Genomic DNA, 12,961 nt, shown 5'->3' with positions numbered 1-12,961 from the left:
CATGCCGCCCGCAGCTCCCCCTCTGTCCTTCAACGTCTGGCGGCGGCTTCCGCGGCCAGCCGTTCCGCGCGGCGGAGCTGCGCCGCGAGCAGGCTGGGTGTGAGCGCCCAACCGGGGGACAGGGGGAGGCCTGCCTCGCGGAGCGCCGCGGCGGCGTACTGGTGGCACTGGTGGAAGAGGTGGTAGGCGCGGACGGCTGGATAGAACGTGCTGTCCCCGGAGACCAGCAGCGGCTCCCGCGAGGCGATCGTCCCTTCCAGGTGCCGGCGCAACCGGTCGTAGCCCTCCTCCGTGAGCAGGAAGGCGAAGCGGTCGGCGGGGGGCTGCGGGGTCCGGTCGGCCCAGACCCGGTCGTGCCGGCCGACCTCGACCACGCCAGCGGAAGGCCAGAACAGCGCGCGCAGCACGCCGGGGACGCCCTGGCGGCCTTCGAGGTACCAGCCCTGCTCGGCGTAGCCCCACTCTTCATAGAAACCGTGAAGCGTGACGGGGGACGCGTGATGGGTGCCGGAATCCAGAGAGGATTCGAGCGGCAGCGCGAGCATCGCGTGCCAGGTATCGAGCGAGACGATGACCGTGCGGGTCGGGACATCGGCCGGTGGCGGCCAGAGCCCGGGCACCGGGCCGGCGCAGCCGAGCGTGCCGGCTAGGAACACAGCGGCCGCGAGTGAGCGGATCGGAGCGCTGCGGGTCGTCTGCATGGGAAGCTTTCTGAGGCGACCGATCATGAGCGCGCGCCGCTCGAAGATCAACCCGGGGCCCGCCCGTGGCATTTGGCGACAGGGCTGCCTCTCGCCCTGTCCCCCAATTCCCCAGCGGCGCGGCGCGCCGCCGGAGGTTCTGGATCGAATCCGTTGGCGCCACAGCGGTTTCGCCGAAGCGCCCGCAGACTCTTAGTATGGCATCCTCCCTGCAGAAGCTCTGTGAAGGGGCCCAGGGCTATGTGGCAAGATCGGTTCGAGGCGGGCGTGCGGCTGGCGGAACGGCTTGGCGTCTGTTACGAGGATCCCCAAGGCGTGATCCTGCCCTGCCGCGAGAGGGCGTCGCGGTGGGCTACGCGCTCAGCCTCGCGCTCCGGCTCCCGCTCGATGTCTTCATCGTACGAAAACTCGGGGCCCCGGGCAACCCGGAGTGCGCCATCGGCGCCGTGACCGAGACCGGCTCCGTGTACTTGCATCCCGATGCACCGAAGGTCTTGCGGGTTTTCTCGGCGCCGGCAGACTACCTCGAAGCGGCGATCCGCGCGCAGCGGCAGGAGATCGCCCGGCGGCAGGCTGTGTACCGGCAAGGCCGGCCGCTGCCCTCGCTCGCTGGCAAGACGGTGCTCCTGGTGGACGACGGCATCGCCACCGGCGCGACCTTCTTTGGGCGGTCGAAACCCTCCGGCGGCTTGGCCCGGCCCGGCTGCTGGGCGCCGTCCCGGTCGGCCCGCCCGAGACGCTGGCGCTGCTCGAGCCAGCGCTCGACCGGCTGGTCGTCCTCGAGACCCCCGCCGCATTCCTGGCCGTCGGAGAGCACTATCGGGATTTTCGCCAGGTGGAGGACGAACTAGCCCTCCGGTACCTGGCCACCGCCACCGCGCTCCGGAGGCCGAGGGCCCCCTCGCCAATCTCAGGGAAGGAGACCGAGTATGATGAATCAGCCAGGACGGCCCGCCAATCGGCTCGCGCGCCGGGACCGGGCGGTCCAGGAATGGCGACACGACACGTATAGCACCAAGCGGAAACCCCCGCTGCCCACCGCCTGCCCGCAGTGCGGCGCGCTGTTCCAGAAGGGGCGCTGGTCGTGGAGCGCGCGGCCGCCGCAGGTCCACGAGGCCCTTTGCCCCGCCTGCCGGCGGATCAACGATCATTACCCGGCGGGCGAGGTCACGCTGGGCGGCGACTTTTTCGCCGCCCACCGGGCGGAGATCCTCGCGCTCGTCCGCAACGAGGAGGCGCGCGAGAAGGCCGAGCACCCGCTCGCGCGGATCATGCGGATCGAGGAGACCGAAGGCGGGGCGGTGATCACGACGACCGACGTGCATCTCGCCCGGCGCCTCGGCGAGGCGCTGCGCCGTTCCTACCAGGGGACCCTCGAGCTGCGGTACAACGAGGACCAGCAGTTCGTCCGTGTGACGTGGTCGCGGTGATTCTTTATCGCAGGTGCCGCCGGAACCAACGAGCGGCGTGGTCGGCGACCTGCTCTAGGGCCCCCGGCTCCTCAAACAGATGCGTGGCATCGGGAATGATGACGAGGGACTTCGGGCAGGTGAGTCGGGCGAGGGCGGCCTCGTTGAGGGCGATGACCGGCTCGTCACGTCCCCCGACGAGGAGGAGTGTCGGCGCAGCCACCCGCGGGAGATCGTCCATCGCGAGGTCGGGGCGCCCCCCGCGGGACACCAGAGCGGCGACGAGGTCGGGCATCCGGGCGGCAGCCCGCAGGGCTGCGGCCGCGCCCGTGCTGGCGCCGAAATAGCCTAACGGGAGGTCGCGCGTCGCCGGCTCCTGCGCGAGCCAGCGGCCGGCGGCGAGCAGACGGTCGGTCAGGAGGTCAATGTCGAACACCTTGTGGCGGTCGGCGGCCTCCCGCTCGTCCAGGAGATCGAGGAGGAGGGTGGCAAAGCCGGCGTCCTGCAGAACCGCGGCCACCGCCCGGTTGCGGGGACTGTGGCGCCCGCTCCCACTCCCGTGAGCGAAGAGCACGCCGCCCCGGGCGGCGTCCGGCAGCGCCAGGACTCCCTGGAGCGTCGTCCCGGCGGCCGGGACGAGCACCGGACGGTCCTGCCCGTTGCGCCGGCGCGGTGAGGCTATGACCGCGGTGCCCCCCGGTCAGACGCCGATCGGGACCACGTCGGCGCGGGCCGCCGCATCGAGCCGACGTGCCTTGGCGGTCAGGCGATCCAGCAGCCGGGCGATGCGGGACGGCGTGGCCGTCCGGTTCCGGAGGATACCCGGCTCCACGACGGCGCCGCAGTTCACGCAGCGCCAGGCGCGCAGCCACAGGTTCCCGTCCACGTCCGCCAGATCCACGAAATGGTCCACCACCATCAGCCCGCGACAGCGTTCGCACCGCATGATCGCACCTCTTGGGAGAAGAGCCTTCAGTCCTCTAGCAATCAGCTTCGTCATTCCGGCGAAAGGTCCCACTCTGTCATTTCGGCGAACGCCGGCATCCAGGACAAGTCTAGACCCCAGCTTCCGCCGGGGTGATAGCCCTGCTGAGGGCTGACGGCTGACTGCCTCTTCAATGGCACTCCGTCGGGCAGAAGAAGACCAAATAGAGGACGATCGCGGCACCCAGGACCACCGCGCCGAGCCACAGCCAGGTTGTACGATCCACGGCGTCTCCTTCCTGCTCGAGTCCTGCCCGGTAGTCCAGCAAGAGCGGTGCCACCGGGGAGAGCCAACAGCAGAGAGCGGGGAGCGGAGAGCGGAGAGCAAAACAAACAGAGTGCTGCTGGCAGAGGGCCCTGTGCGCCTTGCTGTGAGCTGCTCGCTAGGAGCGGCTGGCTGGTTTCCTTGCTGTGGCCTTCCGCTACAGCAGCGTCAGGGCGACTGTAGCAGGATCTCCCTCGACTGGGAGGTGGGTGGGGATGGTGGAGGGCGGCCCGTGAAGGCGGGCATTGAATGTGCTCCCCGAATCCTTTCTCGATCCGTCGGCTCTATACGGACGGACGTCCGCGTGAGTGAGGTGCGGTAGTCCAGGCAAGCAGGGATGGAGGAATGCCCATGAAGCTCAACGCGTGGCTCCGCTTGATCGCCGGCGTGTTCGTCTTGCTGGCCGTAGTCCTTGGCGCGACGGTGCATCCGTACTGGAACTATTTTGCCGCCTTCGTCGCGGTGAACCTGATCCAGTCCGCCTTCACGGGCTGGTGCCCGATGATGGCGCTCCTGCGGCGGCTCGGCGTCCGGGAGTGAGTTGGCGACTGCGGAGGCGTCGGTGGCGCGCGTAGGAGAACGCTCCTATAATGGATGCGGGTGTGAACTGTTGATCGGGACGCGGCGGAGGCCGGCGGAATGACGCGGTGGAGCGTGTCCCTGTTGGCGCTGCTGGCAGCCTGCGGGCCCGAGGAGGCGCCGGCCCCGCCCGCCGCGTCCGCGCCGACGCCCGCGGTCGTCCGGGCCGCAGTCCTGGAGGTGCGTCCGGTCCCGGTGCCAATCTGGGTCGAGGTGACCGGCCAGGTGGCGGCGGTCACGCAGGCGACGCTCGCGAGCAAAGTCCAGGGGATCATCCACGAGATCCGCGTCCGCGAGGGGTCCGCAGTCGCCAAGGGCGACACGCTCGTCGTGCTCGACAGCCGGGATCTCCGGGCCAACCTCGCGCGCGCCGAGGCCGAGCTGGAGAACGCCCGGGCGCACCTCCAGCGGATGCAGCACCTCTTCGAGCTGGAGGGGGTGTCCAGGCAGGAACTCGATAACGCCACGCGCGCCTTTAAGGTCGCGGAGGCCGGCCGGGCGACCGCGCTCGCCCAGCTCAGCTACACGGTCGTCAAAGCCCCCTTCGACGGCGTGATCACCGAGAAGAAGGTTGAGGTCGGCGAGCTGGCCTCGCCCGGCCAGCCGCTGCTCCGGATGGAGGACCCGACGCACCTCCGCTTGGAGGCCACCGTGGCCGAAGGTGACCTCAAGGCCGTGGCGCGCGGCGACAAGGTCCAAGTCATCGTGGACGCGCTCGGCGCGAAGGTACTGGCGGGCACCGTGGCCCAGATCCTGCCCACGGGCGATCCCAACACGCACACCTTCCTGGTCAAAGTGGATCTGCCCCCGACCCCCGGCCTGAAGACCGGGATGTTCGGGCGGCTCCAGCTCGAGAAGGGGGTGACCGAGAGCCTGGTCGTCCCGAGCAAAGCCGCGGTAGAGCGCGGGCAGCTCACCGGCGTCTACGTCGTGGGCCCGGACAACGTCGGGCGGCTCCGTTGGGTGAAGATCGGGCGGGTGCTGGGCCAGGACGTCGAGGTCCTCTCCGGACTGAACGTCGGCGAGCGCATCCTCGCCGACGCCGCGCAGGGTGCGGATGGCGTCCGGGTCGAGCCCGTGCAACAGAATTGAGAAATGGTTCATGGTTGATGGTTGATGAGGAATTCGAGAGAAGTGAAGATGACCGGACTCGGGAGCCTCCCTCAACGGGGAGGCTATTCCGCATCGTTTCTTCGTCGCCCATTGCCCCTTAACCATTGACCATGGCTTCTCCTGCGCCATCCGGGCTGGCGGGCCGCCTCGCCGCCCTTTTCATCGAGAGCAAGCTCACCCCACTGATCATCCTCGGCTCCCTGTTGCTCGGCACCTTCGCCGTCGTCGCGACCCCGCGGGAGGAGGAGCCGCAGATCGTCGTCCCGATGGCGGACGTCTTCATCCCCTTTCCCGGCGCTGCCGCCAAGGTCGTCGAGGAGCAGCTCACCAAGCCGCTCGAGCGCAAGCTGTCCGAGATCCGCTCCATCGAGTACGTCTACTCCATTTCGCGCAGCGGGGGCGCGCTGATCATCGTGCGCTTCTACGTCGGCGAGCCCATGGAGCAGAGCCTGGTGGATCTCTACGACAAGCTCATGTCGAACCAGGACCTGTTCCCGCCCGGCGCGGGGCCGTTCATGGTCAAACCCCGCGACGTGAACGATGTCCCGATCGTCACCCTCACCCTGTCCAGCGAGCGGTACCCCGACTACCAGCTCCGACAGCTGGCCGAGTACGTGCTGGAGGAGACCAAGAAGGTGCCGGGCACGGCCGGCGGGTTCATCGTCGGCGGGCGCCAGCGCGAGCTTGAGGTGCGGATTGATCCGGCCCGCCTGAAGGCCTACGGCCTGACGCCGTTGCAGGTCGCGGCGGCGATCCAGGGCGAGAACGTGGCCCGCTCGGCGGGCCGCTTCGAGAGCCTGAACCGGGAGTTCCTCGTCGAGACGGGCCGGTTCATCCGGTCGCGCGAGGACCTGGAGGCGCTCGTCGTCGGCGTGTCCGAGCAACGGCCGATCTACCTGCGGCAGATTGCGGACGTGACCGACGGTCCCGGCGAGGCGACCAGCTACGTGTGGTTCGGGCTGGGCCCCTCCGGGGCTGGTCACGCCTCGGCAGGCCTGGCCGGCGACGCGGCGACGCGGCGAGTGGGCGACACGGCGCCCCCCGCGCCTCGGGAGTCGCCGGCTGTGACCGTCGCGATCGCCAAGCAGGCGCGAACCAACGCGGTGACCGTGGCGCAGGCGGTGATCCGGAAGGCCGAGAACCTGAAGGGCACGCTGCTCCCCGCCGATGTGCGCCTGACCGTCACGCGGAACTACGGCGAGACGGCGGACGAGAAGGCCGACGAGCTACTCCGGCACCTCGGCATCGCGGTGGTCTCGGTGGTGCTCTTCCTGGGGCTCGCGCTCGGCCCGCGGCCCGCGATGGTCGTCTCGATCGCGATCCCGCTGACCCTCGCGCTCACACTGTTCGTCTCGATGCTGCTCGGCTACACGATCAACCGAGTCACGCTGTTCGCGCTGATCTTCTCGATCGGCATCTTGGTGGACGACGCGATCGTGGTCGTCGAGAACATGTACCGGCACCTGCTGCTCCGGCTCCGGCCGCACCGCGAGGCCGCGCTCTACGCGGTGGACGAGGTGGGCAACCCGACCATCCTGGCGACCTTCACGGTGATCGCCGCGCTGCTGCCCATGGCCTTCGTCTCCGGCTTGATGGGCCCGTACATGCGGCCGATCCCGATCAACGCCTCGATCGCGATGTTCTTCTCGCTGCTCGTCGCGTTCGTCGTGATCCCGTGGTTCTGCCAGAAGTGTTATCGGGAAGACACGGGGCGCGGGGCGAGCGGCGCGGGCCGAGCGGAAGAGGCAACCTCGCGCAGCGGTCCGCGTTCAGCGCTCCGTGCTTCCCGGATGTACCGCTTCTATCGGCGACTGCTGGCGCCGCTGCTCGCCCATCCGGCGCTCGCCGTGGCGTTTCTCGCGGGCGTGGCCCTGCTGCTGGTCGCCTCGGTCTCGTTGTTCTACACGAGAGCGGTCGTCGTGAAGATGCTCCCCTTCGACAACAAGAGCGAGCTGCAGCTTGTCGTGGACATGCCGGAAGGGACGACCCTGGAGGAGACCGCCCGGGTGACGCAGGCGCTCACCCGCTACGTCGCGACCGTGCCCGAGGTCCGGGACTACCAGGCCTACGTGGGGACGGCCTCGCCTTTCAACTTCAACGGGTTGGTCCGCCATTATTTCCTGCGCGAGGGGCCGCACGAGGCGGACATCCAGATCGCCCTCGTCCCCAAGGGCGAGCGGCGGGCGCAGAGCCACGAGATCGCCCTGCGCCTCCGACCCCGGGTCCAGGAGATCGCGCGCGCACACGGCGCCAACGTGAAGGTCGTAGAGGTGCCACCGGGGCCCCCCGTGCTCTCCGTCCTCGTGGCCGAGGTCTATGGGCCGGACTACGACCGCCAGATTGCGGTGGCGAAGGACGTCCGGCGCCTCTTCGAGGCCACGCCCGGCGTCGTGGATGTGGACGACTTCGTCGAGGCCGACCAGGTCAAGTATGTCTTCACCGTGGATCGGGCCAAGGCCGCCCTCGCCGGGGTGCCCTCCGAGGAGGTGGTCCGGACCATCCGGATGGCCCTCGAGGGGGAGCGGATCGGCCTCGTGCACATCCCGAAGGAGAAGAGCCCCGTGCAGATTGTCCTCCGGTTGCCGCGGGCGGAGCGGGCGGGCCTGGAGCATTTCGGCGAGATCGCGCTCCGCGGGGCGTCTGCGGCGTCCGTAGCCGCGCGGTCTCGGCCGGGCGGCGCCGAACCCGGCTCCGGGAGGCTGGTGCCGCTGTCGGAGCTGCTGCGCATCGAGCAGACGGTGCAGGATAAGGCGATCCACCACAAGAACCAGAAGCCGGTCGTCTACGTGGTCGGCGACGTGGGCGGCGGGACCGAGAGCCCGGTCTACGGCGTGCTCGATGTCGGGAGGCGGCTCGAGGCCTACCGGCCGCCGGAGGGCTACGCGATCGAGCAGTTCTATGCGACCCAGCCCTGGTCCGAGGAGCGGCTCGGCGTGAAGTGGGACGGGGAATGGCACATTACCTACGAGACCTTCCGCGACATGGGGTTCGCCTTCGCCGTGGCCATGCTGTTGATCTACCTCCTGATCGTCGGCGAGTTCCAGTCGTTCCTCACGCCGGTCGTGATCATGGTGCCGATTCCGCTCACGCTGATCGGGATCGTCCCCGGCCACTGGCTGACCGGGTCCTACTTTACGGCGACCTCGATGATCGGGTTCATCGCGCTCGCCGGGATCATCGTGCGGAACTCGATCCTGCTCGTGGACTTCATCGAGTCGGAGCGGCGCGCGGGCGTTCCGCTGGAGGAGGCGGTCGTCCGCGCCGGCGCGATCCGCACGCGGCCCATCCTGCTGACCGCCGCCGCGCTGATGGTAGGCGCCTTCGTGATCGTCCTGGACCCGATCTTCCAGGGCCTGGCCGTGTCGCTGCTGTTCGGGGTCGGCGCCGCCACGCTCCTGACGCTCGTCGTGATCCCGGTGCTCTACGTCAGCGTGAGGCGCGCGCCGCGCCGGCCCGCCGCGCCGCCGGCGGACGGCGCGGCGCCCGGCCGGCCCGAAGAGCCGGCTCCCGAGCCCGCGCTCGCCGATGCGGGGCGCCGCCGGCGTGAGCTGCACTGTGGCGTCTCGCGCCAGCGGGGCCGGCGGGCCTGTGGCGTTTTGGCGCCGGCCTGCCGGGACTCTGCCTCAGGCGCTGCCGAAAGCTTGCGATGGTCTCATCGTATCGGCTTGTCCGGGGGCCCAGCGACAGGCACGGAGTTTGCCGGTTGACAGGCTTTGATTGAGCCGTGGAGCATGCCTTGCCGAACCGGGCGTCCCTGCCACACGTTTTAGCCGGTGGCTCCACCGGAACGCAGCGGCTGATCGTCGCCCTCGGCGCCTTGCTGACGGTCGGCGCAGCCTACTACGCTTACGACCGCTGGGTCTGGCGGCCGCCGCTGCCAGAGGGCCTGATCCAGGCCAACGGTCGGATCGAGGGGGACCGCATCACGATCGCGAGCAAGTTCCCCGGACGGATCGTGGCGCTCCTGGTTCGCGAGGGCGACCAGGTGACTGCCGGTCAGGTGCTGGTGCAGCTCGACGACAGCCAGACCCGCGCCCGGGTGGAACAGGCGAGGCAGGCCTTCGCGGCCCTGGAGCACCAGACCGAGGCCGCGCACCAGGAGTATGCCGTGCTGAACCTGGAGGTGCCCCTCGCGATTGAGGCGGCCCAGGCGCGGGTGGATCAAGCCAAGACCCTAGTGGCCCGGGCCCTCTCCGTGGAGAAGGAAGCCCGGAGCGACCTGGAGCGCTATCGCCGGCTGGCGGCCAACGACAACGCCTCGCGCCAACAGCTCGACCAAGCGGAGCTGAAGTGGGAGGTCGCACACAACGAGGTGAGCGCCGCCCGTGCCACGCTCACGCAGGCCCGGAAGCAGCTTGCGCAGGCGGAGCTGGGCTGGAAGCGCATCCGCACGAAGGAAGGCGAGGTGGCCGCGCTGGAGCGCCAGCGCGACCAGGCCGAGGCGGCGCTCGCGGAGGCGGAGAGCGTGCTGGCCGACCTCACGATCCGCGCGCCCACCGACGGGACGATCACTACCAGGCTGGCGGATGTCGGGGAGGTTGTCTCGGCGGGCGCACCCCTGCTGGAGATTGTGGACCTGGACCGGCTCTACCTCCAGGTGTACGTGCCCGAGGCGCAGATCGGGAAGCTGCGGCTCGACCTCCCCGCCCGCATCTACACGGACGCCTTTCCCGACCGGCCCTTCGAGGGCCGGGTGCGATACATCGCCTCACGCGCCGAGTTCACGCCGAAGGAGGTCCAGACGCCGGACGAGCGGGTGAAGCTCATCTACGCGCTGCGGATCTACCTGACCGAGAACCCGGAACACCGTCTGACGCCGGGGCTCCCGGCCGACGCCGTGATCCGGTGGAGGGAGGAGGCGCCCTGGGTGAAGCCGAGATGGTGAGACGAAGCTGTGAGCCCTCCGCCGTCAACTTTCGGCCATCGGCCCAGGTGAACGAGAACCATGACGCACACCGCAACCCAGGATGCCGTCGTCGCCGAGGGTCCCGTGGTCCGCGTCTCCGGCTTCGTCAAACGCTATAAGCGACACGTCGCGATCGAAGGTGTAGACCTCACGGTCCGCCGCGGGGAGATCTACGGCTTGATCGGCCCGGACGGAGCGGGCAAGAGCAGCCTGCTGAAGGCGATCGCTGGCGTCCTGGCCTACGAGGCGGGGACGGTTGAGGTCTTCGGCGTGACGGTGGACTCCGAGCGCGCGGCGGAGCGGGTCAAGGGCCGGCTGGGGTTTCTCCCGCAGGGATTGGGGCAGCACCTCTATCCGGACCTCTCGGTCGAGGAGAACGTCGACTTCTTCGCGCGCCTCCGGCTCGTGCCAGAGGCGGACCTGGTCGCGCGCAAGGAGCGGCTGCTCGGGCTCACGAGGCTCGCCGAGTTCCGCGACCGGCCGGTGAAGCACCTCTCGGGCGGGATGAAGCAGAAGCTGGGGCTGGTGTGCACGCTGATCCACGAGCCGGCCCTGCTCATCTTGGATGAGCCGACGACCGGCGTGGACCCGGTCTCGCGGCGCGACTTCTGGGCCATCCTCGCCGAGCTGGTCAAGGGACGGGGGCTGACCGCACTCGTGTCCACAGCCTACATGGACGAGACGCCGCGCTTTCACCGGCTTTCGTTCCTGTTCCAGGGCAAGGTCCTGGCCGTCGGCGAGCCGGCCGCGCTGCAGGGGCCCGACGCCGGCACGGAGGAACACGATCCGGAGGAGGTCTTCGTCGCGCTCGTCCGCCGCCAATCGGTTGCCGCGCCCCTCAGCCCGCCGCCGCCTCTCCTCCGTCCCGCTCCCGCTCCTGCGGATGGCGCGGCGATCGAGGCCCGGGGTCTCGTGCGGGACTTCGGCGCCTTCCGCGCCGTGGACCGGGTCAGCTTCCAGGTCCGGCCCGGCGAGATCTTCGGCCTCCTTGGCGCCAACGGCGCGGGCAAGACGACAGTCATCAAGATGCTGACCGGGCTCCTGCCACCGACCGCCGGAGAGGGCTGGGTTGCCGGGGGCGACGTGCGCCGCGCCGGGCTCGCCATCAAGGAGCGCATCGGCTACCTGTCGCAGGCCTTCTCTCTGTACCTCGACCTGACCGTCTGCGAGAACCTGCGGCTGTTCGCCGGCCTCTACGGGTTGGACGGCCGCGCGGCGGGCCCGCGCGTGGCGGTGCTCCTCGACCTGGTCGGCTTGCAGGGCGTCGAGCATGACTTGGCTGGACGTCTCCCTGTGGGCGTCCGCCAGCGCCTGGCCCTCGCCTGCGCGCTCGTGCACCGGCCGCGCGTCCTCTTCCTGGACGAGCCCACCTCCGGCGTGGACCCGCTCGGGCGCCGCCGGTTCTGGGAGATCCTGCTGCGCCTCGCCCGCGAGGACGGCGTCGCCCTGCTCGTCACGACCCACGACATGGGGGAGGCCGAGCACTGCGATCGCCTCGCGCTGATGTATGCCGGCCGCGTGGTGGCGGAAGGCTCGCCAGCGGAGCTCAAGCGCCAGGTGGAGGCAGAGACCGGCCCGCTCCTCGAAATCGTCGCCGATCGGCCGGGCGAGGGGGTGCTGGCCCTCCAGCGGGCCGGTTTTGCTGGTGCCACGCTGTTCGGGACCCGCATCCACCTCTTCTGCCGCGACCCGGTCCTCGACCGGGACTGCGCCTGCCGGGCGCTGGAAGCGACCGGCGTGGCGGTCCGGTCTGTGGCGCGGCGGCCGCTGAGCCTGGAGGATGTCTTCGTCTATCGGGTGACGGCGCTCGAAGGGCAGGAACGGACCAGGCGTCCGGAGGCCGTGGCATGAGCCTCCGCCGGATCGCCGCGCTCATCGCCAAGGAATGGCGCGAGACGGTCCGCGACCGGCTGTTCCTGTCTCTCGCCTTTCTCCTGCCCGTCCTCTGGATGACGGTCTTCGGCAACGGCCTCGTGTTCGACGTCGAGCACATTCCCTACGCAGTCCTGGACCGGGACCGGACGCCGTTGAGCCGAGACTACCTGTCCCGCTTCTCAGCGTCGCGCTACTTCGACTTCCGCGGGACCCTCGCGAGCGAGCGCGAGGCCGACGCCCTGCTCCGGCGCGCGACGATCCGGGCGGCCATCATCATCCCCGAGGACTTCGCCGAGCGGCTCCTGGCGGGCCGGCCCGCCGCGGTCCAGACCCTCCTCGACGGGACCTTCCCGCTCCACGCCGACAGCGCCAAGGGCTACACGATTGCCATCAACCAGGCCTTCTCCGAGGAGCTGCAGGTGGACCACCTCAGCCGCACGAGGGGGCTGGAGCGGGCGGCGGCGCGACGGCTGGTCCGGCCGGTGACCCTGCAGGTTCGGTACCTCTACAACCAGGAAGCCCGCAGCACCTGGTCCATGGTGCCGGCCATGATAATGTTCACGCTGATGCTCGTCTCCCCGCTGCTGACGGCGCTCGGGGTTGTCCGCGAGAAGGAGCGCGGCTCGATCTTCAACATCTACGGCTCGACGGTCGGCCGCCTGGAATTCCTGATCGGCAAGCTGGCGCCCTACGTCGGGATCTCCGCCGCGAACGCGGTCGTTCTGTGGGTGATCGCCGTCGTGGGCTTCGCCGTGCCCTTCAAGGGCGATCCCCTGTTCTTCGTGGCGGCCTCGCTCCTGTTCTCGCTCGTCGGCACTGGGATCGGGCTGGTCGTCTCGCTCCTGGTCCGGACGCAGATGGCTGCGCTGATCATCACGATCGTCCTGGCGATGCTGCCGACGATCCTCTTTTCAGGGCTCCTCGTCCCGGTGGCGTCGCTGAGTGCCGGGGCCAAGGTCCAGGCCCACCTGTTCCCGGCCATGTACTACACGGCCATCGTGCGCGGCAGTTTTCTGAAGGGACTCGGCCCTGGCGGGCTGTGGCGGGACCTGCTTGCGCTGGCCGCGTTCGCCCTGGTCCTGTGGCTGCTCGCGTACGGCCTCTTCACGAAGCGGCCCAAAACCTGAGA

12 protein-coding genes are annotated in these 12,961 nt (G+C 69.7%); 8 read left to right on the top strand and 4 right to left on the bottom strand.

Features of this window, described 5'->3' with window-relative positions; all coding sequences use genetic code 11:
- Positions 1-29: 29 nt before the first annotated feature.
- Entirely contained in the window at positions 30-773 is a 744-nt protein-coding gene (locus tag ACWHYQ_RS05240) for a DUF2459 domain-containing protein (protein ID WP_447974680.1), read from the bottom strand.
- Positions 774-1,048: 275 nt separating this feature from the next.
- On the opposite strand from ACWHYQ_RS05240, the gene ACWHYQ_RS05235 reads away from it, so the two are divergent.
- Together ACWHYQ_RS05235 and ACWHYQ_RS05230 are read left to right on the top strand one after the other, a co-directional pair.
- A complete protein-coding gene (locus ACWHYQ_RS05235; protein WP_447974679.1) occupies positions 1,049-1,552 on the top strand; it encodes a phosphoribosyltransferase in 504 nt (167 codons plus the stop codon).
- A 78-nt stretch (positions 1,553-1,630) separates the two neighbouring features.
- Positions 1,631-2,131 carry a BCAM0308 family protein gene (locus tag ACWHYQ_RS05230; protein ID WP_447974678.1) on the top strand — a complete coding sequence of 167 codons (501 nt, stop codon included), beginning with the start codon at positions 1,631-1,633 and terminating at the stop codon, positions 2,129-2,131.
- Positions 2,132-2,135: 4 nt separating this feature from the next.
- On the opposite strand, the gene ACWHYQ_RS05225 is transcribed toward ACWHYQ_RS05230, so the two are convergent.
- The 3 genes from ACWHYQ_RS05225 to ACWHYQ_RS05215 all read right to left on the bottom strand — a co-directional run bounded on the left by ACWHYQ_RS05225 (position 2,136) and on the right by ACWHYQ_RS05215 (position 3,375).
- On the bottom strand, positions 2,136-2,753 hold the full coding sequence (locus ACWHYQ_RS05225) for a dienelactone hydrolase family protein (RefSeq protein ID WP_447974677.1): 618 nt from the start codon (positions 2,751-2,753) through the stop codon (positions 2,136-2,138).
- A gap of 57 nt (positions 2,754-2,810) precedes the next feature.
- The gene (locus ACWHYQ_RS05220) at positions 2,811-3,056 is read right to left on the bottom strand and encodes a hypothetical protein (RefSeq protein ID WP_447974676.1); all 246 of its coding nucleotides are present in this window, start codon (positions 3,054-3,056) and stop codon (positions 2,811-2,813) included.
- A 169-nt stretch (positions 3,057-3,225) separates the two neighbouring features.
- A complete protein-coding gene (locus ACWHYQ_RS05215; RefSeq protein WP_447974675.1) occupies positions 3,226-3,375 on the bottom strand; it encodes a hypothetical protein in 150 nt (49 codons plus the stop codon).
- A 335-nt stretch (positions 3,376-3,710) separates the two neighbouring features.
- Between ACWHYQ_RS05215 and ACWHYQ_RS05210 the strand changes: the two genes are divergently transcribed.
- The 6 genes from ACWHYQ_RS05210 to ACWHYQ_RS05185 all read left to right on the top strand — a co-directional run bounded on the left by ACWHYQ_RS05210 (position 3,711) and on the right by ACWHYQ_RS05185 (position 12,959).
- On the top strand, positions 3,711-3,899 hold the full coding sequence (locus ACWHYQ_RS05210; protein ID WP_447974674.1) for a YgaP family membrane protein: 189 nt from the start codon (positions 3,711-3,713) through the stop codon (positions 3,897-3,899).
- A gap of 99 nt (positions 3,900-3,998) precedes the next feature.
- Entirely contained in the window at positions 3,999-5,030 is a 1,032-nt protein-coding gene (locus tag ACWHYQ_RS05205; protein WP_447974673.1) for an efflux RND transporter periplasmic adaptor subunit, read from the top strand.
- A gap of 131 nt (positions 5,031-5,161) precedes the next feature.
- Positions 5,162-8,758, top strand: a complete 3,597-nt coding sequence (locus tag ACWHYQ_RS05200) for an efflux RND transporter permease subunit (RefSeq protein ID WP_447974672.1) — start codon at positions 5,162-5,164, stop codon at positions 8,756-8,758.
- 29 nt (positions 8,759-8,787) lie between these two features.
- Entirely contained in the window at positions 8,788-9,936 is a 1,149-nt protein-coding gene (locus ACWHYQ_RS05195) for an HlyD family secretion protein (protein ID WP_447974671.1), read from the top strand.
- A 60-nt stretch (positions 9,937-9,996) separates the two neighbouring features.
- Entirely contained in the window at positions 9,997-11,808 is a 1,812-nt protein-coding gene (locus ACWHYQ_RS05190) for an ATP-binding cassette domain-containing protein (protein WP_447974670.1), read from the top strand.
- A complete protein-coding gene (locus tag ACWHYQ_RS05185) occupies positions 11,805-12,959 on the top strand; it encodes an ABC transporter permease (RefSeq protein ID WP_447974669.1) in 1,155 nt (384 codons plus the stop codon). Before ACWHYQ_RS05190 ends, ACWHYQ_RS05185 begins: the two co-directional genes overlap by 4 nt.
- The last annotated feature ends 2 nt before the right edge of the window (positions 12,960-12,961 follow it).

This window comes from Nitrospira sp. Kam-Ns4a, from assembly GCF_965152595.1.
The sequence above is the reverse complement of the archived record's forward strand: the minus strand, read 5'-3'. Positions and strand labels throughout refer to the sequence as shown.